17 protein-coding genes are annotated in these 22,370 nt (G+C 58.3%); 8 read left to right on the forward strand and 9 right to left on the reverse strand.

Annotated features, from left to right (window positions below; genetic code table 11):
- The first annotated feature begins 61 nt into the window (after positions 1 to 61).
- The 5 genes from AC13RC_RS14890 to AC13RC_RS14910 all read left to right on the forward strand — a co-directional run bounded on the left by AC13RC_RS14890 (position 62) and on the right by AC13RC_RS14910 (position 6,171).
- Positions 62 to 223, forward strand: a complete 162-nt coding sequence (locus AC13RC_RS14890; RefSeq protein ID WP_488557596.1) for a hypothetical protein — start codon at positions 62 to 64, stop codon at positions 221 to 223.
- A gap of 267 nt (positions 224 to 490) precedes the next feature.
- The gene (locus tag AC13RC_RS14895) at positions 491 to 1,105 is read left to right on the forward strand and encodes a hypothetical protein (RefSeq protein ID WP_488557597.1); all 615 of its coding nucleotides are present in this window, start codon (positions 491 to 493) and stop codon (positions 1,103 to 1,105) included.
- Positions 1,106 to 1,388: 283 nt separating this feature from the next.
- A complete protein-coding gene (locus AC13RC_RS14900; protein ID WP_488557598.1) occupies positions 1,389 to 2,888 on the forward strand; it encodes an efflux transporter outer membrane subunit in 1,500 nt (499 codons plus the stop codon).
- A 4-nt stretch (positions 2,889 to 2,892) separates the two neighbouring features.
- On the forward strand, positions 2,893 to 4,212 hold the full coding sequence (locus tag AC13RC_RS14905) for an efflux RND transporter periplasmic adaptor subunit (protein ID WP_488557599.1): 1,320 nt from the start codon (positions 2,893 to 2,895) through the stop codon (positions 4,210 to 4,212).
- 3 nt (positions 4,213 to 4,215) lie between these two features.
- Positions 4,216 to 6,171 (forward strand): MacB family efflux pump subunit, encoded by a 1,956-nt coding sequence (locus AC13RC_RS14910; protein ID WP_488557600.1) that lies wholly within the window; start codon positions 4,216 to 4,218, stop codon positions 6,169 to 6,171.
- Between the two features lie 498 nt (positions 6,172 to 6,669).
- Here the strand turns inward: AC13RC_RS14910 and AC13RC_RS14915 are convergent, their stop codons facing one another.
- The 9 genes from AC13RC_RS14915 to AC13RC_RS14955 form a co-directional block, all read right to left on the reverse strand.
- On the reverse strand, positions 6,670 to 7,935 hold the full coding sequence (locus AC13RC_RS14915; RefSeq protein WP_145317799.1) for an ATP-binding protein: 1,266 nt from the start codon (positions 7,933 to 7,935) through the stop codon (positions 6,670 to 6,672).
- Positions 7,932 to 8,663: a response regulator gene (locus AC13RC_RS14920; protein ID WP_113332757.1), complete on the reverse strand. Its 732-nt coding sequence runs from the start codon at positions 8,661 to 8,663 to the stop codon at positions 7,932 to 7,934. Before AC13RC_RS14920 ends, AC13RC_RS14915 begins: the two co-directional genes overlap by 4 nt.
- 238 nt (positions 8,664 to 8,901) lie before the next feature.
- The gene (locus AC13RC_RS14925) at positions 8,902 to 9,957 is read right to left on the reverse strand and encodes a hypothetical protein (protein ID WP_145317803.1); all 1,056 of its coding nucleotides are present in this window, start codon (positions 9,955 to 9,957) and stop codon (positions 8,902 to 8,904) included.
- Positions 9,958 to 9,975: 18 nt separating this feature from the next.
- Positions 9,976 to 11,307, reverse strand: coding sequence for a glycosyltransferase family 4 protein (locus AC13RC_RS14930; protein ID WP_113351152.1), 1,332 nt, complete (start codon positions 11,305 to 11,307; stop codon positions 9,976 to 9,978).
- 34 nt (positions 11,308 to 11,341) lie between these two features.
- Positions 11,342 to 12,205 (reverse strand): FkbM family methyltransferase, encoded by an 864-nt coding sequence (locus tag AC13RC_RS14935; protein WP_233788768.1) that lies wholly within the window; start codon positions 12,203 to 12,205, stop codon positions 11,342 to 11,344.
- A 121-nt stretch (positions 12,206 to 12,326) separates the two neighbouring features.
- Positions 12,327 to 13,499, reverse strand: a complete 1,173-nt coding sequence (locus AC13RC_RS14940; protein ID WP_488557601.1) for a polysaccharide biosynthesis/export family protein — start codon at positions 13,497 to 13,499, stop codon at positions 12,327 to 12,329.
- 57 nt (positions 13,500 to 13,556) lie between these two features.
- A complete protein-coding gene (locus tag AC13RC_RS14945; RefSeq protein ID WP_229002144.1) occupies positions 13,557 to 14,486 on the reverse strand; it encodes a helix-turn-helix transcriptional regulator in 930 nt (309 codons plus the stop codon).
- Positions 14,487 to 15,220: 734 nt separating this feature from the next.
- Positions 15,221 to 15,889, reverse strand: a complete 669-nt coding sequence (locus AC13RC_RS14950; RefSeq protein ID WP_246661130.1) for an ABC transporter ATP-binding protein — start codon at positions 15,887 to 15,889, stop codon at positions 15,221 to 15,223.
- Between the two features lie 62 nt (positions 15,890 to 15,951).
- Complete coding sequence (locus AC13RC_RS14955; protein WP_113332677.1) at positions 15,952 to 17,157, reverse strand: KpsE/RkpR family capsule polysaccharide export protein; 1,206 nt, start codon at positions 17,155 to 17,157, stop codon at positions 15,952 to 15,954.
- 638 nt (positions 17,158 to 17,795) lie between these two features.
- Between AC13RC_RS14955 and AC13RC_RS14960 the strand changes: the two genes are divergently transcribed.
- From AC13RC_RS14960 to AC13RC_RS14970, 3 genes are all read left to right on the forward strand, one after another.
- Positions 17,796 to 19,919 (forward strand): capsule polysaccharide biogenesis protein, encoded by a 2,124-nt coding sequence (locus tag AC13RC_RS14960; RefSeq protein WP_488557602.1) that lies wholly within the window; start codon positions 17,796 to 17,798, stop codon positions 19,917 to 19,919.
- On the forward strand, positions 19,916 to 21,283 hold the full coding sequence (locus AC13RC_RS14965) for a glycosyltransferase family 4 protein (RefSeq protein WP_488557603.1): 1,368 nt from the start codon (positions 19,916 to 19,918) through the stop codon (positions 21,281 to 21,283). Before AC13RC_RS14960 ends, AC13RC_RS14965 begins: the two co-directional genes overlap by 4 nt.
- A 62-nt stretch (positions 21,284 to 21,345) precedes the next feature.
- Positions 21,346 to 22,359: an FkbM family methyltransferase gene (locus tag AC13RC_RS14970; protein ID WP_488557604.1), complete on the forward strand. Its 1,014-nt coding sequence runs from the start codon at positions 21,346 to 21,348 to the stop codon at positions 22,357 to 22,359.
- The last annotated feature ends 11 nt before the right edge of the window (positions 22,360 to 22,370 follow it).

A 22,370-nucleotide genomic window follows, 5' to 3' on the forward strand; every position in this document is an offset into this window, starting at 1 on the left:
GATGATCGGTGCTCTTATGATCCTGCCCTGGCAAGGGGATCGATCAGGAAAGGATCATGAGATGAAGAGAACCACATGTGCCGCTTGCGATTGCGAACTCGGCACCGAGACCATCAAGGTCAATCTCGGCGGTAAATCGGTGGAAGTGTGCTGCGAGGAATGTGCGGCCGCGTTGAAGGAGGCGGATCAATCGACATCTGCTGCTTCCGGAAGCAAGGAATAGCGAACACTGTGGAGAGAGCCGTCGCCAAGCGACAGCTCTCTCCATCTACGACCTGCGATCGACCTCGAATGTCGCTTGTTGTTACACTGGAAGTCGAACTTTAAGGCGACAATAGAGGAAATTGTAATGAAGCATTGCTGCCAGGCCATCAGCAAACTTCGTTCGCAATATTCCCCTTGCGGGAAAAGTTAGGAAACATATCGACGTATTGCATTCATAAGGTCGCATTAGCTTTTGCTGCAGTTACTCGTAGCGAAGGCATTGATTATGAACAAACGACTTATCGTCGCGGCTTTATTGGTAACGGCAATTGGCGGTGCAACCGTTTCAGCTTATGCAGCCGGTGCAGAAATCGAATCCCAGCAGCAAAAGCCTGCAGGAGCAGAGACCGCGCAACCGGGTCCGGTCGGCCCGCCATCGGACCGCTGGTATTTCCAGGACCGTCATCCCGAAGGGCCGATGATGGCCTCTGGCGGGGGTATGCCCATGCCCCCGGGGCCTCCACATAGACCGAACCCGGCCCTGATGATCGCGGAAAAATTGTCAGCGCTCGAAACCTTGATCGGCGTCCGCAGTAACCAGCTCGACGCCTGGCGGGATTATACCAGCGCCCTGATCGATCTCCTGGCTCCCGCAAAGAACGAGCTGCCAGACCTGCCGGCGCCCGACGACGATGCCGCGTCCCAGGCTGCCCATCAGAGCGACGGGCAAGCTCAACTTTTCGGAGAGCGCCTAGCCGATCGCGTACTGGATCGTGCCGCGAAGGCCAAGGCTCTCAAGGACAAGGCTGTGGCTCTGCGCAACATGTTGAACGCCGATCAGCTCACCAAACTAGCGGACGCGGAGCGCTCGCTCGTTCCCGGCCCGCATCCGTTCCACTGATCATCAATGGAGGGTCTTTCTGGGCGAAACCCTCCACCTCACCACGTCAGACCGTTTCCTCTCCGCTTCCAACCAATCGAGATCCCCCGGACGCCACTGTTGGTTGGAAGGAGCGGCCCTTCGCCGGGCCGAATGGTCCGGGAACGCCCCGCCCGGCGCTCCCGGACCAATGGCGTGTGAGCACTGCCATTCCTTCTTCGCAGGGGAAAAGCGATGGTCTCCCTCACGCTCCACGTCTTCCTGGCCCCAATCGAGGCCAGTGCATTGCATCAACAAGCCAGGGATGGAAATCTTGCCGATATGTTTGCGCTCAAACACGGGACCGTCGAATATTGCCATTGCCGCCATATTCGTCGGAACATTGACAGGCTGTGTCGTAGGGCCGGATTATAAGACACCCGACCTTGCCGTGCCGACGCATTGGGGCAGCAAGGCCACAAGCAAGCCCTCGCAAACCCCGCAATTGTCGCAATGGTGGAAACAGCTCAAGGATCCGACCCTTGATGCGCTCATCGCGGAGGCGATCGCCGGCAATCTTGACGTTGCGACAGCCAAGGCAAAGATCCGCGAAGCGCGCGCCACCTATCGGGAGCAGAGGGGCGCATTGCTGCCAACGGCATCGGCAACGGCTTCCGCGGCACGCACACGCACGTCGGCTGCAGAAGGCGGCACGACAGATGCAACCTTTTCCACATTGTATGACGGGGGGTTCGACGCCAGCTGGGAGCTCGATCTCTTCGGCGGCAACAAGCGCGCCGCGGAAGCGGCGAAATACGGCCTCGATGCTGCGGATGAGCAGCTGCGCGACACCATGCTGACCCTGATCGGCGATGTCGCATCCTATTATGTCCAGGCGCGTGAATATCAAGCGCTACGCGATCTGGCTAAGCGCACCGCCGCATCGCAGCGCGAAAGTGCTGCTCTTACCCATGCAGAATATCAGGCAGGCAGCGCCACCGGCGTCGATACCGCCAAGGCTGACGCGCTCGCTAACAGCACGGAGGCTGATATCCCAACCTACGAAATCTCCTATTCAGAAGCTGTCCATCGCCTGGGTGTGCTGCTGGGCAAGCCTCCGGCCACGCTTGAGGACAGGCTCAAGGGCAGCGGTCCGATTCCGAGCCCGAAGATGAATGTCTCCGTCGGCATTCCCGCCAATATCCTGATTTCACGGCCGGATGTTCGTCTGGCAGAACGGCAGCTTGCACAATATACCGCGAAGATCGGTCAGGCCGAAGCCAATCGTTATCCTTCGATCTCCCTGACCGGCGACATTTCATCGTCGGCAGCCAGTATCGGCGATCTTGCAAAGAAGTCCTCCATCGGATGGACATTCGGCCCGACTCTGACGGTACCGATCTTCCAGGGCGGACAGCTCAAGGCCGCCGTGGACGTCGCCAAGGCCGAACGGGATCAATATTTCATCGCCTACCAATCGGCTGTTCTTTCCGCCATGGAGGATGTCGAGAATGCTATCGTATCGCTGACCCAGGAACGGCTGAAGTACGACAAGCTCGTCTCCTCCAGCAGCTCCTACCGCCGGGCCTCGGACCTCTCGCATACGATGAACAAGGCCGGCGTTATCGACTTTCTCGACGTGCTGGATGCCGAACGCTCGCTCTATAGCGCTGAAGAAAACGTGATCCAGAGCAGAGCATCGATCGCTACCGACTATATTGCACTCAACAAGGCGCTGGGTGGAGGCTGGGACGGACAGGTCGATGTCTCCACGCCTGTCGTCGTTGACGCCGATACGGGTCCCCATCTGGCCAAGGTCAAATAATCTCATGCTGAACACCCTGGAACATAAGGCACCGCCGACCGTCAACCCGAAACGGGCCAAGGACGCAAGCCCTCTTCCCGCCAGAGCGCTGCCAAAGCGGAGCATCAGACCGCGGCACATGCTCTATGCGGGTCTCCTTGCCCTTGCCGTAATCGGCCTCCTTTCTTTCCGATACGGCTATTTCGGCAGGCAGACGACATCGGCCATCACGGCGCCGGTGATGCGGGGCAATGTCGAGGAAGCCGTGCTCGCATCCGGCACCTTCAGGCCGATCAAGCTGGTTGCGGTCGGTGCGCAGGTCTCCGGTCGGATCACGGCACTTCATGTCAAGCTTGGCGATACCGTCAAGAAGGACAGCCTTGTTGCCGAAATCGACTCGACCACACAGAGCAACGACCTGAAGACCGCTCAAGCTTCCCTGGCGAACGTTAGGGCACAGCGCCAGGAAAGCGAGGCCGATCTTGAAAACGCACAGACGACGCTTGTCCGCCAGCAGACGATATTCCGCAACCAGGCAGGCTCCAAGGCGGACCTCGACAGTGCGGAAGCGAACGTCAAGAAGATTACTGCCCAAATTGCAGCTCTCGACGCGCAAATCACATCCGCCGAAGTCGCGGTGGAAACCGCGCGCGCCAATCTTTCCTACACGCACATCACCGCGCCGATGGACGGCACGGTGCTCGCCATCGTCAACCAGCAGGGCCAGACGGTGAACGCGGCGCAATCGGCGCCGACGATCGTCATCCTCGGACAAGTCGATACGATGATCGTTCGCACGGAGATCTCCGAAGCCGATGTCGTCAAGGTCAAGGTGGGGCAACCGGTTTATTTCACCATCCTTGGCGATCCGAATACCCGGTATGAGGCCACATTGCAGTCGATCGAGCCGGCACCTGAATCGATCACCAGCGACAGCAGCATCACCTCATCGTCCACAACAGCGTCATCAAGCAGCAGCACGACATCGTCATCCTCCACCTCGGCGATCTACTACAACGGTGTGTTTGCAGTGCCGAACCCCGATAATTACTTTCGCACCTACATGTCGGCGGAGGTTCACATCGTTCTCGGACAGGCCAAGAATGTGCTCACCATCCCTTCCTCCGCATTGGGCGGCAAATCCGCCGAGGGATCCCGCACGGTTCAGGTCGTGAGCGACAACGGCAAGAGGATCCGCCGCAACGTCATGGTCGGCCTTAACGACAACGTCTCCGCCGAAATCCTCTCTGGTCTCTCCGAAGGAGAGAATGTCGTGGTCGGCGAGGCAAGCACGACGATCGCCAAGAGCAGCAGTGGCGGCCCTCCCCCTCCAATGGGGTTCTGACCCATGCCTTCTCCGATTATCGAACTGAAGCGCGTGCGCCGCGAATATCAATCCGGGGACCGCACGATCGCAGTCCTGCAGGACGTCGATCTTGTCATCACCGAAGGCGAAATGGTCGCGATCGTCGGGCCTTCCGGTTCGGGGAAATCCACGCTGATGAACATCATTGGTCTATTGGACCGCCCGACCTCCGGCACGTATGCGATCGCCGGCGAAGAGACGCATCGCCTAGAGAGCGATGCGCTATCCAAACTGCGCAGAGAGCATTTCGGCTTCATCTTTCAACGCTATCATCTGCTTTCCGAGCTGACGGCGATCGGCAATGTCGAGGTACCGGCCATCTATGCCGGGCAGTCAGGTGAAACAAGACGAGCGCGCGCGGCGGCGCTTCTTGAGCGGCTCGGCATGAGCGAACGAAACAGCCATCGCCCGGGCCAGCTTTCGGGCGGCCAGCAGCAGCGAGTTTCGATCGCGCGCGCCCTGATGAACAACGGCAACGTCATTCTTGCCGACGAGCCCACGGGCGCCCTTGACCGGCAGAGCGGCGAGGAAGTCCTGCGTATTCTTGGCGAGCTCCATGGCGAGGGCCACACGGTCGTCATCGTCACCCACGACATGAATGTCGCCGCGCGTGCCGATCGCATCATCGAGATCTCCGACGGACGGATTGTTGCCGATCGACGTACGTGCTGCAAAGCTCCAGCATTGCGAGCCTCCGCTACCGCGGCCGGCTTCGGCAAATCCGGCTGGCGGGAGATGGCCGGCCGGCTGACGGAAGCTTTCCGGATGGCGGTCCTTGCACTCAAGGCCCATCGGCTGCGCACGTTCCTGACCATGCTCGGCATCATCATCGGCATAGCCTCGGTCGTCAGCGTCGTCGCGCTCGGCGAGGGGTCACAGCGAAAGGTTCTGGAAAATATCAATAGCCTCGGCACCAACACGCTGGAAATCTTTCCCGGCAAGAGCTTCGGCGATACGCGCTCCGGCCGCATCAAGACCCTGGTGGTCGCCGACGCCGATGCTTTGGCGAAATTGACCTATGTCGCGGCTGTTACACCGACCGTCTCGACCAGCAGCACCGTGCGATTCGGCTCGATGGAGGCGAACGCCCTCATCAATGGCGTGGGAGACGCGTATTTTTCCGTGAAGGGATCGAAACTTATCATGGGCAGATTCTTCGACGCGGACAGCGTGAAACGCTTGTCGCAGGATGCGGTAATCGATCAGAACACGGCGACGACCTTGTTCGCCGATCAGGGGCTCGATCCGCTTGGGCAAACCATTCTCGTCGGCAAGGTTCCCGCGCGCATCATCGGCGTCATCGCCTCCCAGCAAGGCGGCTTCGGCTCAAGTGATAATCTTTCCGTCTATCTACCCTATACCAGTGTCCAAGCCCGCCTGTTGGGCGATATGTCGCTGCGCAGCGTCACGGTACGAGTCGCCGACAATACCGAAAGTGTTGCCGCGGAGGCGGCCGTCTCCCAGTTTCTGGAGCGCCGCCATGGCACCAAGGATTTCTTTATCCTCAATACCGACGATATTCGCCAGACCATTACCAGCACGACCCGGACGATGACCCTGCTCGTCTCGGCGATCGCCGTCATATCGCTGCTGGTCGGAGGTATCGGCGTCATGAACATTATGCTCGTCTCGGTGTCGGAGCGTATCGCCGAGATCGGCGTGCGCATGGCAGTCGGCGCGAGACGTCACGACATTCTCCAGCAGTTCCTGATCGAAGCCGTGCTCGTATGTCTGCTGGGCGGCGCTTTCGGCATCACGACGGCGCTTGGCTTCGGTTTTGCCTTCAACTATCTCGGATCGAACTTCACGCTCGTCTATTCCGCAAGTTCGATCATTCTGGCCTTCGCATGCTCCTGCGCGATCGGCCTGACCTTCGGCTACCTGCCGGCCCGCAACGCATCGTTGCTGGACCCTGTCGCGGCATTATCAAGAGACTGATATTTCGGGGAAAAATCAGCGGCGGAGCCGGAAAGCAATCCGGCTTCGCCATTCGTGTTGGGGACGTCATGGCGAAGCCGGGTATGCGGGGCGACCAAAGCCTGCTCGAGCCAAGCTGCTGATCGACCAGGATTTTACATCAGTTGCCGGCACTGACATTTCTGAATGTTGCTGAAACAAGGCATTTTGGGGAAATTTAATGTCTCGGCTTTTCCGCCAGCACGAACTATTTGGTAAGTTCTATAATCTTACTTTCAATATTGGTTTATGTAGAATTTTCGAGAGTTCTACGCAAGTAAAGCCTGTTTGATCGCGCGGATATTCCGTCAGCTGATCCCATCCCTGCAAGGGATGGCCAAGCTACGATGCCACGATGATTTGAGTCACGTCGCTCGTGCTGGCGCGGTTCAGCTCTTCACGGAATCTCTGAACCGCTCTATCTCTTTGGTTCACGCAATTCCGGATGGAAAACCGCTTCGCACTTTTCCTGGAATTGCTCTAGCTTGCGACTTTGGCCCCGGCGCTCTTGAACGACACGACCTGCTCCAATCCACGCGGCTGACGATTACGGACCGTGATTTCCCCCCCGAATCGGGTAACGATTTCACGCGCAATGGCCATGCCAAGGCCTGCTCCCGGAAAAGACCTTTGCCTTGCGATGTCGATCCGGAAGAAGGGTTCGAACACCTGATTGAGCCGATCCTCCGGAATACCGGGCCCGGTATCGACAATTCGCACAACGGCTCTATTGCCAAGATGCGTCACCGTCACTGTCGCCGACTGGCCGTGTGTTGCCGCATTGATGAGCAGATTCCGCAAGGCTCGGGTGACGGCGAGAGGGCCTGCGCTGATCGTTGCCTGCTCCAGTTCGCCGCTCGTGACGTTCATATCGATCGCTTTCAACTCGGTGACGATATCGCCAACGATCTTGTCGAGCCTGACCTGCTCCAGACTGTCCTTGGAAATTTCTTCCCGAACCAGCCCTATCGCGCTGTCGGCGATCCTGTCGAGCTCCTCAAGATCAGCAAACCACTTGCGCCGCTCTTCATCATCCTGGATGAACTCGGCCCGCAGGCGCATCCGGGTCATCGGCGTCCGCAGATCGTGTCCGGCGGCGGCAACGAGCCGCATACGGCTTTCCGTGGCGGCCTTCACCCGCGCCGACAGGCCATTGAGCGCCTGCGCGGTCGCGCGGATTTCTCCCGGTCCGCTTTCCGCTATATGCGGCAGGGTACCGTCGGGATTGATCGCCGCCGCCGCCTCCTCCAGCAGACGCAGCGGCTTCATGATCTTCGAGGCGGCAAAGATGGAGACGAGCACGCTGCCGATGATGATAAGACCGAGCCATCCCACAAGGATTTTCCACCCGCCCGGCGGCGGGCCATGGTCCGGCATCGGCATGATCAGCCAGTTCCCGTCGGAAAGCTTCAGCGACGCGATCATCTCGCCCGTCGACTGGCGTACTATGACGGCCTCGCGCATGCCGGATATTCGAAGCAGGGCTTCCATCAGGAAGCGGGACAGCTCCTCGTCGCGTTGGCCTTCAGCGGGTCCAGGGGTAACGACCAATCCCGCCGATGCTGCAGTGGTTCTGTCTTTCTCTGCGAAGGTGGCGAGAATGGAAAGCTGGTGGGCCATCCGTTCGATCGTCATGTCCGGCCGCGGTCCGCGCATGACAAGGCTTGCTACGAAAGACGAGGAAATGACGACCAGAACGATGGCGGTCATCAAAAGTAGCGCTAAGCGCGCGCCGAGCGACCTCATGAATCGCCTTTGATGGCCGTTACCGGAACGACGAGCTGATAGCCTCCATTGCGGATCGTCCTGAAGATGGGCTCCTCTACCGTTTCTCCAAGCTTGCGGCGCAACCGGCTCATCAGGACGTCGATGGAGCGATCGGCCGGATCGCGATCACGTCCCTGCGTCAGGTCGAGCAGCTGATCACGCGACAGGAGCCGGCCAGCACGTTCCAGGAACGCCTTCAGAAGGTCGAATTCGGCGCCCGTCAACGAAATCACCTCGCCGCTCTCTCTGCTGACCCGACGAAGCTGCGGATCGAGCATCATGTTCGCGAACTGATAGCGCCTCTGCTCGGGCTCCAATGAGGAATCCTCGTTCGTGCGGCGCAGGACCGCACGGATGCGCGCGGCCAGTTCGCGCGGATTGAACGGCTTGCCGAGGTAGTCGTCGGCGCCGATCTCGAGACCGAGAATGCGATCTATATCTTCTTTCAGGGCGGTCAGGAGAATGACCGGTACCCGAGGACGGCGATTTCGCAGATCGCGGCAAAGATCGAGGCCAGACCCATCGGGAAGCATGACATCCAGGACGAGGAGATCGGGATGACGTCGGTTGAGCGCATCGTTGCATCCGCGCAGATCGCTTGCCGTCGATACGCGGAAACCCTGCTCCTCGAGGTATCTGCTTAGGAGGGAGCGTATTTCGTGGTCATCATCGACTATCAGAACATCGGGTGCGGCATTCGCGTTCATAGGATTCATTCCGTTTTCTCAATTCTTATACAAACTATGGATTGCCTGAAAAGAAGGGTTTTGCGGCGCCAATACGGAAAAATCTGAACGAGAAACGTTCGTTTACAAAATTCTCGGCGCTGGAAATATTGGGTAACAAAATAATGCGCGAAAAACGGAATCCGCTGCCGATGACGCATCAACGAGTCGAAAGCCGTTGCTCACCCGCGGTCGTCAAAGCCAATCCGCAAGCAGGCTATCAAGCCGCTCGCAGCCATTCCACGCTCCAGGCGGAAAGCCGCCCTTCAATGGCACCGCTGTCCATCATCAGCCGAATTTCGATCGGCGTACGTGGATCAACAATATTGACCGGCACCGCCGCCTCGAAAGAGCCAGTGCCTTCCGGGCAGACACGCAGCCTCCCTAGCAATTCGGCAGCATGTACCTCCAGGGTGAGGATCTGCCCCTGACAATCTTCGTCGACATCGAAGGCAAATTTCGCATTCCAGCGGCCTGGCGGCAAGTGAAGATAGGGGCCATAGATGAGGCACCGGGCTCCTCCGGTGAGGTCGACAAGATCGTCCAGTGCCTGCCCCAGGCTGTCGCCTGACAGAAATGTCTCTTGCGGCCAGAAAATCGTGGCGCTTGAGCTTTTCCGGCGGTCGAATTCCAGAGGGCGAAGAACCTTCCTTGCCGTCTCGCGCAGTGCCTCGCTAACCTCCGGGACAGCCTCCTGCGGCATCAGATATCCCGCGATCACCGCCGCTGCAGCCTCCTCTAGTTTCGGCGGCTCGGCATGCGACGGCTGTCCGGCAGGCGCCATTCCGACATGCAGCAGCGCATTCGCGATTTGCTCAAATTTGAGATCAGTACTGAAATGCCGGTCTATCGTCTTCAAAAGCAGATCTATGCTGCCCTTTTGACCGATGTCGTTGCGACGCAAGACCAGCCCTCCGGAAGCCCCTGCCAGCGGCTCGAGGCAGGCAAGGCTGGCCGAGACGGCCCTGACCAAGCCGATATCCCGCTGCTCGGTCGCTCGAGCCAGATATGAGACCGCGTCGAGCGGATCCTCAAGAAACAACAGAAACGGCACATTGACCCTGAGGATTAACTCCGAAAGCCTGGCTTCCGGAAATTGCGAGACGAGAACCGCATGCATGCCGGATCGCGCTACGACATGCTGCTTAAGGTCCTCCACCGTGTCGGTTGCGATGATCGCGTAATCGCCGAAGGCTTCGCGGGCCAGGGCATGCACCGCGGCAACACCCCACGAGGACATGACGCCCGGCATCCCGAATGCAAAGAGGATGGTCATGATCCGCTCTTTCTGCGGTTATCCGTTGAAGAGGCTGTCATAAAGCGCGCTCACCTTCTGTTGATATCGATCCGTGGAAAAACGGGCGGCCTGCCTGGGGCCGGACTTGGCAAACGAGGCGCACAGCCCGTCATCCTGATCCAGACTGACGATCGCCTTGCGCATCTCCTCGGTGTCATAAGGATCGACCAGCAGCGCGGCATCTCCGGCTATTTCGGGGATCGACCCCTCCGTAGAGCTCAGAACCGGCGTTCCAAGCTGCATGGATTCCAGCACCGGCAGGCCGAAGCCTTCGTAAAGCGACGGAAACAGCACCGCCCGCGCTCCCCTGATCAGGCTGATCAGCAAGGGATAGGATACGAAATCGAAGCGCTGGATCTGCCGTTGCGGCAAGATGCGGTCTTCCGCGCGAAGATAGAAGCGAAACCGGTCATCATCGATGAGCTGCCGCGTTTCCTCGCCTTTCCATCCCGGAGCACCGACGATGATAAGCGGCTTGGATGTCTTTGCGGCGAGATAGGCCTCGATCAGCCGCGAAATGTTCTTCTTCGGCTCGAAAGCGCCGAAGAAAAGGAAATAGCCCTTCCAATCGAGATGGAAGATGCCGGCGACTTCATCCGCAACCACATCGACCGGTTTCTCGCGAAGTCGCTCTGGCACGTGAACGGCCTGATAGGTATTGCTGACGCGCGCCTCATCAGCACCAAGAACCTTGATAATATCGGCCCGCGACGTTTCGGATACCGTCACGATATGATCCGCCCGCCGGACCAGGGAGCGCAGCATCTTGTAGTGATAGCGCTTGTCGTCCTCGGTCAGATAGGGCAGCCGCAAGGGAACCAGGTCATGGATCGTATAGATATTCAGCGCCTTCCTAACCGCGATCGGCATCGGATAGGTGCAATGGAGAAGATCCGGCCGAGCCTCGAACTTCATTGTGAGATTATTGCCGTAGCGCTTGAAATGATGGCGCGCGAGATGGAACAAGTCGCTGGAAGCATAGGCCAGGGCCGCATCGCCGAGTTGCGCCTGAAGAGATTTAAGAATAACCGTCCCGCCGAGTGGGATCGGAACCGGTCTCACACCGAAGGGCGCGGCAATGCGACGGCGCAGCCAATGCCGAGCTTCGGATAATGCTCCGCGCGGGCGGGCGCCGGATGCATCGAAGAGAACAACCTCCCGCAATACCGGGTCCTTCGGAACCCTCCCCGGAATTCCGTAGACAACGCCGGTCTGATAACCAAGCGAACGGGACGCCGACAGCAGGCTACGGGTGTAGGTCGCAACACCTGTGCCCTTTTGCAGAGAAAGATTGAGGCCGTCGTAAAGGATCGTCTGGCTCACTCCCATCTCTCCTTCAGCATCTGGAAATCCTTCGTCGCTCTCAAGCCGGCTTGTCACGCGACAGAACGAGCAGCGAATCGTCGGCCCCGTATTTCGAAAGCAGGTCTTCGCTGGTGATGGGAACCGCCTCGCCGCTGAAATCGAGGCGCCGCATTGCCCCGTAGATGCCGGCCAGCCGTTCAAGAAAACCGGATGCGTCGGCATAGCGGGCAGGATTGAATTCGACCACGAGCATCGGCTTATGGCGGGCGATGGTCTCGGCCATTCCTTCGAGTATGACCTCCTCCGCCCCCTCCGCGTCGATCTTGATGAAGTCGACACGCGAGCAGGAGGCGCTCATCTCGTCGAGGGTCGTCAAGGGGACCTTGATGACGACACCGTCCTGTGGGCGAGGTTGAAACAACTCCGAAACGATCAGCGCATTCTTCGGCTCGTTATGGGGTACATATAAGGAGGCTTCATCCGATATCGTTGCACCAAGCGCCGATGTTTCGATCCGTGTCCGTCCGAGCAGCCCGTTGAGCTCGACGCTGCGACGCAGGAAATCGGCGGCATGGGGATTGGGCTCGACGGCGATCAATTCGCCCCTTGTGCCGACGAGCTCGGCAAGCAGAAGGGAGTAGTAGCCAAAATTCGCACCGACATCGATCGCGGTCATACCGCGCTTGACGTTGCGCGCGCAAAACAATGTCAGCCAGATCTCCCAAAAACCGTCCAGAAGAACATGGGATCCGAAACCTCTGTCTCGGGTGTCTACATAAAGCTTGTAGCGACCGAGTACACGCACCAAAGCCGTGTGGTTTCCGAGGTAGGCGCTGTTCACGCGCTGCAAGATGGCCGTTTCGGCCTGATGGCGATCGAACGCCATCAATTCATGAAGATGTAGCAGTGCCGAAGAACTCATTGTACCTCTCTCGTTCCTGCATGCCCGTAACGCATTCCGCAGGCCGGGCAACATCAGGAAACTCCCTCGAATCCAGCGAGCTTAACCGCCTCCGGCCTGTCCCCGCCCTGCTCAGTCGTCTTCAGTTTGCTGCCGACGCGGAGATCCCGACCGATGCTGCCGATAGAGCCGTTCCGGTAACCCCCTGGAAGAGGCCCATGAACTTCTGGATATCGATCGACGAGGCATTGGAGATATAAATTATATCTCGCGGCTGAACCTCGAAGTTCTGCATCGCAAGCAGCGTCGAGCCGTTTTTCAGGTTGAACCGATAGACGATCGGGACAGGTCCACCACGGCGCAGCAACGGATTGCTCGGTGCAACGATGCGGCGGGCAACCTCAAGCGGCTCGTAGCGGAAGAGGAAGACGCCTGACGCGTCGGCACGGGTATCCTGCAAGCCTCCCGCACGCGCAACGGCATTCGCCATGGTCAAATGCTGAACGCTGAAGGGGACTTCGCCATTCTGACCTGATGCGCCAAGAATCGTGTAAGTAGTCGGCTCGCGCACGACAGTGACGACGTCTTCGGGCCGCAATCTCACGTTTTCGCGCGGATTTTGAACAATCGCGGTAAAAGGCAGATGCATTGTTCGCCCGCCACGCGTCAGGTAGACGACGCTGTCGTTGACGCCGGCGCGCAGTCCTCCCGCGGCGGCAATAGCATCGAGTACTCGGCTGCCGGCGGGCGAAAGCGCGACGCGCGCGCCGCCGGCCACCTCGCCTGTAACCGTGACTGTGTTCGACGAGCTTTGTTGGACGGTCACCAACGCCTGTGGCTGCACCGCCTTGCCCATCAGGCCGGAAACTACCGCCTTTTCGACCGAAGCCGGAGTGCGGCCAGCAGCCGTGATCCGGCCCACATAGGGAATACTGATGGTGCCATCGCTGTTGATGGTTTGCGGCGGGATCGTCACTGAACTACCCGTCGCCTGTTGCTGCCCCGAAGCGCTCGAAGCCATCCCAAACAAGCTGCCGGGAGGCGCTTCCCAAAGGCTGACGGAAACGACATCACCAACCGCGATCCTGAGGCCGGGATCGCGTGCGCCCTCACCGAAATATGCCGCGAAGCTGGCTACCGGTCGAGCGACACTCTTGACCATCGCCGTCGACGTCACATCGACAACCGCGAATGGTGGCATAGCGCGCGCGGCCGCCTCCCCCAATATGCGGGAGGCCTTGGGGCCGGCCTCCGGTAGTCCACAGCCCGTAAGAACGCAGGCGAGAACGCACAATAATCCGAACTTCAACGGCATCGACGATCCTGAATGGCATGGAGGCAGTTTTGGCGAGGTATTCTCGCGCGAGGCAGGCTAGGCCGTTCCGGCATCGTCGCTGCGCTCCCGGGTAAAACGAAGGATCGACGAAGGACTGGAGCCATAAGCGTGCTTGTAGAGCACGGAGAATCGCCCGGGATTGGAGAATTGCAGGCTCATGGCGAGATCGGTGATGCTTTCGGCCTGACCACCCTTGATGGCGCCATGCGCCGCAGCCAGCCGGTAGTTGCAGAGAATTCCCATGGGCGTATCGCCACGGTAGGTCTTGAACATGCGTTGCAGCGCTCGCGGGCTGCAGCTCGCGGCGTTCGCGAGATCCTCCAGCATGATGGCGTTGTGCAGATTGTCGCGCATGAACGCCTCCGCCCTCAGGAGCTGCCGTGGCGCGTTTTCAAGCGTGCCGCGATTGAAGGCATCGGACAGATTGTGCGGCAGCTTGGCAAACAGCTTGACCAGCAGGAGTTCGCTGTAAGCCTTGGCGAGCATCATCCGTTCAGTCTGGCGAGCAGTCGTCAAATCCTTCTCGGCCTGGCGCAGCGTTTGATAGAGCCCTTGCGCGCCGCCTTGACGGAAGCTCACCGGTGCCAGCGCAAATTCCTGCACATAGGGCTTGCCGGTCAGCTCCTCGAAATGCTGGCGGATTACGGATTCCGGGATCTGAAACAGCAGCCAGGAACTGCGCGGCTTAATCTCCAGCCGCTTGCCCGCCCGATCGCTGATGCTGGCGACATAATTGGCAGGAATGCGCAAGGACTTGCGCATTCGCCGGTGATTGATCTCTATTTCCCCCGCGAGAACAAATACGATGCTGACGCGCGGCAAGTCCTGCTTCGCGGTCCCCTCGAGGCCGGCTGAATGCTCGGCGCTTATGATTGAGGCCGACTGAAGCGGTTGCTTGCTGAATTTGAAGGAATAATCGCCTGAGGTTTCCGAAGGAACCGCCCATTTCCAGTTTGGTTCAAGCATGTCAAGGTTGCGAATGATTGCATCCCGGGAATACACCTCGAAAGTGCCAACGCATTGCTCGACAACTCTTTCCAACATCGCCATCCGCTAATCCTACTCAAAATCTCAGGTTGCATATTAGCCATCGCTAACACGTGATTTCTATCTAGGCTACTTTTTTCTAGCGTTCGTTTTGACGACTCCATTCCTTTGCTCTCGCGCCCACTTCGAGAAGCAAGACCATTCATCGCAAGTTGCATTACTTATAATTAAATTAGCACGATGAATTTTAGCGCGACAGTACAGATAGTGACGATGTTATACAGATTCCTACCTCTTCGTAGCGCGGCCACAGGTTGAAAATCCCGAGCGACGATATCGGACAAAATAATCGCTCTCGGCAAATATATTCGACATGTCTACGGGCACAGGTTGCAGAAGTAGTTACTAATTTACCTCGATCGAATTGTCGGAGGTTTGTTGCGTGCACAAGGTCGGCCGGTAAAATGGAGTAGCCAAGCGGACACGCTGGCTTGCAGCTAAAACAATCTGCCCGCTACATTCATTTCAATTATTCTAATACATGATGAGGTTTAGCTGGGAGCCTGCGTCAGCGCCCGGAATGCCGCTATCTATATACGACCAGGCCCCGGCAAGCGCTTAAACGCGGTGCATTCCGCCGCTCGATATTGTGTCAATTTGCAAACATGGCGTGCACTACTGTTGCCGATCCACACAACCAACCATCGGCCGGCTTACAAAGTGGAGTAAATGCGAAATGCCGCTTCGATGTCGTCGAAAACGCGGCCGCGGCCATTCTTCAACACGAGCGCCGACTTGCACAGCTCACCGATCACATTGAGATTATGTCCCACAATGATCATCGAGCGATCCTTGCGTTTAACGAAAAGCTCCTCAAAACAGCGGAGTTGGAAGCGTTTATCGCCAACCGCCAATACCTCGTCGATGAGATAGCAATCGAAATCGATGGCAAGCGACATGCCGAAGGCGAGCCGCGCTCGCATGCCTGAGGAATAGGTCCTGAGAGGCATGCGCAGATAGCGGCCAAGCTCACTGAAATCCTCTACCACATCGCGAATTTCATCGAACGGCTTGTCATAGATGCGCGACAGGAAGCGCATGCAGTCGTAGCCAGTCATCGAACCGCCGAAGCCACCGCTCAAGGCAATGGGCCACGACATCGACATGTTGCGCACGACCTTGCCCGACGTCGGCTCCTCTATCCCAGCGATCATGCGCACGAGCGTTGACTTGCCGGCCCCATTGTGTCCGAGGACGGCAATCTTTTCACCGCGGCCAATCTTGAATGTCACGCCATCGACCACGCGGCGCATCCGGCCATGCACCTCATATTCCTTGACGAGGTCGAACACGCCGACAATGCCATCTTCATGCCAGGGCATTTCGCTCTTCGGCGCTGGCGTCCCCGGGGACGTGATCTGCGTGAGACTGGAAGGGAGACCGGTCATTGCTGAGCCGCGTGCTCGTGTACCTGGATCATGAAGAATCGCACGATCCAGAAAGTCGCGAAACAAACCGCAAGCAGCATCAGAAACGAACCGAGGCGTTTCGGGTACAGCGCATGATCGGGCAAATTCGGATCGGCGATTCGCTCCAGATACAATTGTTGCCGCTGCGCATCGATCCTGGCATTTTCCAGGGAAACGGTCGCCGATGTCAGCATCTTCGCTGCCATTTCCCTCTCCAGCAGCAGCTGCTCATATTGCGCGATGCGAGGTGCCATTGAGCCGTCACTCCCGACGATACGTGCCCGTTCATCGCTGATCTGCCGTTCCATCGCCGCCACGCGCGCGCTCAGCGCCTCCCCTTGCGGACTTTGCGGCGCCTGTTCTTGCAGTGCAGAAAGACGCGCCTTGCTGTCGGCCAGATCATCCGAAAGACGGGCAATCATGTCCAAGGCGGCAGACGATTGCTTGCTTGGGTCGACAAGCGCTTCGCGATTGCGGAATTCCGTGAGGCTTTTTTGCATGTTGGACAGTCTTGTCTGGCTGTCGTTCACCTCGATCTGCGCGTAACGGATGGCATCTTCGCGCGCTCGATCATTAAGACGATTGATGAGTTCTTCTGCGTGCTGAACCAGGGCATTGGCCAGGCGATAGGCGTCTTCGGCACGAAATGCGCGTGCATCCAGTGTCGTCACGCCGCTGCCGCTGTCGGTGTGTACATTGATGAAACGAAGATAATGCCGATACAACTCCTCATTATTGGCTTCCGCCCAAGGCAGCGGGTAGCGGCTGAGGAGATCTCCCTCGGGCCGAGAGAGGATTTCCATTAGACCATCCCTCTTTACCAAGGCGTCGACAGCGGCGCGAGACTTGATGAACTCGGTGACGATGTAGCTGTCATCCTGCGCGCGAACGAATCCGGTGCTCTGCAGGAACCCGCTAAGCAGGCCAGCGGCATTCCTGTTCGGGCTGCGCACGACGAACTGCGTTTCGGAAACATACTGATCGGAGCAGATGAAACCGTAATAAATCGCCCCGAGTAAGCCGGGAACGACGACGATCAGCAATAGCAGCAATTGTGATCGAGCCCATTGCGCGACAGAACGCGGCCAGGAAACTGGTTGACCTATAACGGCGCCGGATGAGCGTGCATTCACCAGCCTAACGAAATCAGTGAATTCCTTGTTATTCTCGATACGGCTCATTTGGGACCATCAAATCTCTCTTGGAATGGTGAGGACCACTCCGCCGCTGCCCTTCCGGAGCTCCGATCAAGCAACCGTAGTCAGCCGGTTTCCATCGTTTTGGCTCGTCATTCCGAACAAGGGCACGACGATGTCGATGGCAATTTACTTTGCAAGAGATTCCCATATATCCTTTGAAAGTCAAATATATTTCCGCGCTTTCGAAATTTTTACATACGGAAACAAGAATAATTTGGCTTCTGTCGTAATTAATACTTTGGCGACGCGATCCGTATGGCGAGGCCGAATTGTGGCGGCAATAACTGCCATTCGATTAGCCGTTTCACCCTCATTGCTGGTTCAAGGAATTCGGAATGGGAAAGTTCGGAGGCATCTTGCAGCATATCGGCAGTAACCTTGCCTCGGATGGCCGTCCAGACCTGTTCATCGGCCGGTTTTGCCGAAGCCTCTTGAAATTTCTCCTGGGTAGGCGGCGCAACCTCCCACTTTCGATACCGGAAGATGTCCTCCAGTTACCGTTGTGTTTCATGTCCCCCAAAGCGGTTCCGCTCATGCAACCAGCCGTGAGCAGACATCGCGGGCTGTCTCGTGCAGGCGCGAGCCATCGCTCTTAGCGAACATCTTTTGGGGGGACTTATATGCACATAGATTCGACGATCTTTCCTCAGGAGGCGCGGTCCTCGACCAAGATAGACGAGCAGCCGTTCTGGTTGCCCCCGATCAACGCACGCCTGCTCGCTTTCCTTCCGACACGTCAACGGTTTCCTCTCATCGGCCCCGCCTTCTCCGCCTCGCTCAAGCCGATCGAATTGACGATGGGGGCCGCCGATGGTGTCGTCAGTTGGGGAGACGGACCGCTTGCCCGCCTGGCGCGCCTCTATGCGCAGGTGCAAGGTCTGCCCTTCTGGACGGTGGCGGGCGGCTTCCTGCAATCGACCGGTCAGGACGCCACATCGCCGGTCTCCATCGTCGCCGACGATCTCGGTATTCATTCTTCTGCCCGCCAGCCCTCCCGATTGGAGGCGCTGCTTCAAAATGCGCCATCCGACACGGATATTCAACGCGCCCGCGACCTGCGGCGATGGATCATTCGCGAACGGTTATCCCAAGACAATCAGCTGCGGGACGAGAGCATTTCGCTTCGCCGGAGCCGTCGCAGACGGATCCTGCTTGTAGACGAGGTGATGGGAAATCACGCTGTGGAAAGCGCCGGTGCCGATGCCGCGACTTTCGCAAGAATGTGGACGGCGGCTCTTGCCGTGGAAAATGCCGATATCATCGTCAAATGCCATCCCGACGTCATCGCAGGCCAGGCTCGGGGTTTTCTTCAACCCCTCGCCCGAACGGCAGGCGTGCAGCTTGTGGACCGCCCTGTCTCGACGCATTCCCTGCTGGATATGGTGGATGAGGTCTGGACCGTATCAAGCCAACTCGGGCTGGAAGCGCTTCTGCGGGAAATACCTGTCGTTACCTTCGGCATGCCCGCCTATGCCGGCTGGGGACTGACTGCGGACCGCGCCGTAGGCACGGTCGCAACGACGGCGCGCTCGCGTCGTGGACGCCATGTCAGCATAGACGAGTTTGCTGCTGCTGCTTTCTTTCAATATTCCCGTTATGTCGATCCCGTCTCGCGCAGCCCGATCACGGCAGAGCAGGCAGTCGAACGGCTGCTGGAATGGCGCACGCGCGCCCGATCGCTCTCCGGCCGTTACCTTTGCGTCAATTTTTCGCTTCACAAACGCGCGGTCATGCGCCGCTATCTAAGCAGCCCCCGGTCGCAGGTGCAATTCGCCACCAATCCGAGCGCCTCGGAGATTCAGAGTGCGGACACCATCGTCCTTTGGGGGAACGCCACTCCTCCCGATGAATCCATTTTGTGGAAGCAGGGCAAGAGATTGCCGATCATTCGGGTTGAAGATGGCTTCATTCGCTCCTCCGGCCTCGGCAGCTCGCTGGTGCCCCCATCTTCGCTCTGCTTCGACGACCAAGGCATCTATTTCGATGCCTCCGCTCCAAGCCGGCTGGAGACGATCCTGAACGGGGCGAATTTCGACGATGCGCTTCTTGCGCGCGCAAAGCGCTTGCGGCAGGCCATCGTCTCGATGGGCATCACCAAATACAATCTGCCGCCGCAGCCGGCGCCGGATTATCGTGCTCTGGCCGAAGGCCGCGATATCGTTCTGGTGGCCGGGCAGGTGCCGAACGATGCCTCGCTGCGGTTCGGCATGGCAAGTCATCCATCCGATATCGAACTGCTCAAAGCCGTCCGGCGCGCAAGACCTGCGGCATTCATCATCTACAAGCAACACCCTGATCTTCTGGCGAAGGTAGCTGGCCGTCATCCGCCTCCATGGCCACCGGCGGAGGCGGAAGCTGCCGATCTCGTCATCGGCAATGTCGATCTGGACAATCTCCTCGGCGTTGTCGATGAGGTTCACGTCGCAACATCGCAGATTGGGTTCGAGGCCCTGCTACGAGAAAAGCCGGTATGGTGTCACGGTCTCCCCTTCTATGCCGGCTGGGGCCTCACACGGGATTCGGTCGTTTCGTTGCGGCGAAAACGCGCTTTAACGCTCGACGCCCTCGTCGCCGGCACACTCATCCTCTATCCGCGATACTGGTCGAACATCACCAATCTTCCGTGCGAGGCGGAAGACGTGGTCGCCGAACTCTATCGTTCCCGCCAGGGCATCGCTCCCAATCCGTCGCGGCGGCGCTGGCTGGCACAGGTCATCCACATGCTCGAGGCGAGAAAAAAATGATGAAGCCGGTCGTTATGGACATCTCGCGATTGATGGAACGGTCGCATTGCCCGACGCCCACCGGCATCGATCGCTATGAGCTTCATTATGCGAATTGGCTGAACGAGCGCCGCAAACGGACTGCCTTGACCGATCTCGGTGCGTTTCCGCCACCGTCGTGGTTTGTCGAAACCGGTCATAACAGCGCCGTCACCGTTCCGTCCGAGCGGGCGGACAAGTTGGTCTCCATGCTCAACAGCCGCTGGGCAGCAACGGAGATATCGCCCGCACAGTCCGCCCTTCTCGAACGGATTTTCGCCGCCGTCGATGGCAAGATCAGGTGGCAGTCGGCGTCGGAAGTAAAAGCAGGCGAGGCTCATACGCAAAAGCTGCGCAAGATTGCCCATGCCGTCGCCAATCATTTCGCTCATGGCCTGGCGTTGCCGGACAGGGCGTCTTTCGTCCACGTATCACACAGCCGGCTGGAGCGGACATCGGCTTTCTCCTGGCTTCGAGAAGCCGGCAGAAACGGCGTCTTCTACGTCCATGATCTCATTCCGCTATCGCATCCGGAATTCGTTAGACCCGAAGAGCCGGAGCGGCATCGCCGCAGGATGGAGACGGTGCTGAGACATGCGTCGCTGGTGCTTTGCAACTCCCAGGTAACGGCACGCGCCTTGCGCACCTTTGCCCAGGAAAGCAATCGAAAGCTGCCCTCTATCGCCGTGCTGCCTCCCGGTGTCGAACAATGCTTCCTGTCGCCATCATCGGACATGCCGCGCCCACAGCAGCCATATTTCGTGACGCTCGGAACGATCGAACCGCGCAAGAACCACATGCTGTTGCTGCACCTGTGGCAATATCTGGCCGAGCGTGACGGGCCGAAGGCGCCACGGCTGGTCATTGTCGGCAAGAGGGGATGGGAAAACAGCCACATCCTGGCAATGCTGGAGCGATGCCCTGCCCTGCCCGGACTCGTCATCGAAGTGCCGGGGCTGGAGGATGCCGCCTTGGCGCGGCTGGTCGCGGGCGCGGCCGCCCTTCTCGCGCCTTCCTTCACGGAGGGGTATGGCATGCCGGTCGCTGAGGCTATCGCGCTCGGCACGCCGGTGATCGCCTCCAACATCAGCGCCCATCGCGAAGCTGCCGCCGGACAGCCCGCCATCTTTCTGGACCCCCTAGACGGGCTGAGCTGGAGAGCCGCGCTGGATATGATTGCAGCCTCTCCGCAACGCCGAATGAAGCCCGGGTCATCAAGCGGGTGGGATACGCATTTCGATGATCTGGAGGCGTTGATTGAGGCCGATTTTTCGCCACGACGCCATGCTGCTCAACGCGCTTCGCGGCGTATCGAGAGATTCCCTACCTCGGCGATTTTGCAGTGAGAGGCGGCGGTGCTGGCGCAACATAATAACAAAGTTCGTCAGCAAGACGCGGGAGCGGCGACGTGACAAGCTTTTACGACATCGAGAATTGCTACAAATTCATTCTCGGCCGTCCGATCAACGACGATGAGCGAAATGTCATCGGCAATCATCTCCTGCAAATCACCGATCTGCCGCTGGACGTCCATCGCAAACGTTTTCTGACTTCTAACGAATTTCACCAACGTCATGGCGAATTGCTGTTTCACAATTTCGTGCCGAGATCGATCGTCGTCCTTTTTGAAACCACCTACAATTTCAAATTGTATCTGGACCTTCGCCAATATCATATTTCTTTTGGCATCATGAACGGTGAATATGAGAAGTTCGACATCGAGCTCGTGAAAGCCATCGTGCCCGATAACGGACAATTCATCGATGTCGGCGGCAATGTGGGGTACTATTCCCTCTCTGTCGCAGCCCATCATTCCCCATTTAGAGGAACGGTTCTCGCCTTTGAGCCTCTACCGAAGCTCTGCGAGTTGTTCAATCGATCGATCGTGGAGAACGGACTTGGAGACCGAGTCAGCGTTCACCAGCTCGCTCTCGCGGATGCTCCGGGAGAATTACCGCTTAATGACGTGGGGGAAACAGTCAACGCGGGAGCCACGCGACTGATTACTACCCGCGCTGAAGTCAAGGTCGATCGCAAGACCAAGGTCGAAACACTGGATCGTGTTATCGGCAATCTGCGGCCTGATGTCATAAAAGTCGACATACAGGGAGCGGAAGGCTTGTTTCTGAAGGGTGCGCAAAGAACCATCGCCACATGTAAGCCTTCTCTATTGATGGAGATCAACCATGATATGCTCTCCATTGTCTCCAAAACCGCTCCAGGCGCGATCCACCGCCAGCTCGCAGATTTCGGCTACCACATCTGGACAAGGTCCGAGCATCGGCTGATGCGAATGGCGACATCCGAGGAATTCAACTCGAACTTCCCGGCCGGCACCGCAGCAAACATATTTGCCGTTCATGAAGATCGCGCCGAGGACGTCAACCGGCGGCTTCAGCACCTGAGCGTGGATCGAGAATGAAGATCTTGTTG

The organism is Martinezella sp. CNPSo 3890 (assembly GCF_057784455.1).

Coding starts and splice junctions, on each gene's coding strand:
- AC13RC_RS14910 (WP_488557600.1), top strand. CDS start 4,216: ATGCCTTCTCCGATTATCGAACTGAAGCGCGTGCGCCGCGAATATCAA.
- AC13RC_RS14895 (WP_488557597.1), top strand. CDS start 491: ATGAACAAACGACTTATCGTCGCGGCTTTATTGGTAACGGCAATTGGC.
- AC13RC_RS14905 (WP_488557599.1), top strand. CDS start 2,893: ATGCTGAACACCCTGGAACATAAGGCACCGCCGACCGTCAACCCGAAA.
- AC13RC_RS14925 (WP_145317803.1), bottom strand. CDS start 9,957: ATGACCATCCTCTTTGCATTCGGGATGCCGGGCGTCATGTCCTCGTGG.
- AC13RC_RS14955 (WP_113332677.1), bottom strand. CDS start 17,157: ATGAGCCGTATCGAGAATAACAAGGAATTCACTGATTTCGTTAGGCTG.
- AC13RC_RS14935 (WP_233788768.1), bottom strand. CDS start 12,205: ATGAGTTCTTCGGCACTGCTACATCTTCATGAATTGATGGCGTTCGAT.
- AC13RC_RS14950 (WP_246661130.1), bottom strand. CDS start 15,889: ATGCCCTGGCATGAAGATGGCATTGTCGGCGTGTTCGACCTCGTCAAG.
- AC13RC_RS14920 (WP_113332757.1), bottom strand. CDS start 8,663: ATGAACGCGAATGCCGCACCCGATGTTCTGATAGTCGATGATGACCAC.
- AC13RC_RS14890 (WP_488557596.1), top strand. CDS start 62: ATGAAGAGAACCACATGTGCCGCTTGCGATTGCGAACTCGGCACCGAG.
- AC13RC_RS14900 (WP_488557598.1), top strand. CDS start 1,389: ATGGAAATCTTGCCGATATGTTTGCGCTCAAACACGGGACCGTCGAAT.
- AC13RC_RS14965 (WP_488557603.1), top strand. CDS start 19,916: ATGATGAAGCCGGTCGTTATGGACATCTCGCGATTGATGGAACGGTCG.
- AC13RC_RS14915 (WP_145317799.1), bottom strand. CDS start 7,935: ATGAGGTCGCTCGGCGCGCGCTTAGCGCTACTTTTGATGACCGCCATC.
- AC13RC_RS14945 (WP_229002144.1), bottom strand. CDS start 14,486: ATGCTTGAACCAAACTGGAAATGGGCGGTTCCTTCGGAAACCTCAGGC.
- AC13RC_RS14930 (WP_113351152.1), bottom strand. CDS start 11,307: ATGGGAGTGAGCCAGACGATCCTTTACGACGGCCTCAATCTTTCTCTG.
- AC13RC_RS14940 (WP_488557601.1), bottom strand. CDS start 13,499: ATGCCGTTGAAGTTCGGATTATTGTGCGTTCTCGCCTGCGTTCTTACG.
- AC13RC_RS14960 (WP_488557602.1), top strand. CDS start 17,796: ATGCACATAGATTCGACGATCTTTCCTCAGGAGGCGCGGTCCTCGACC.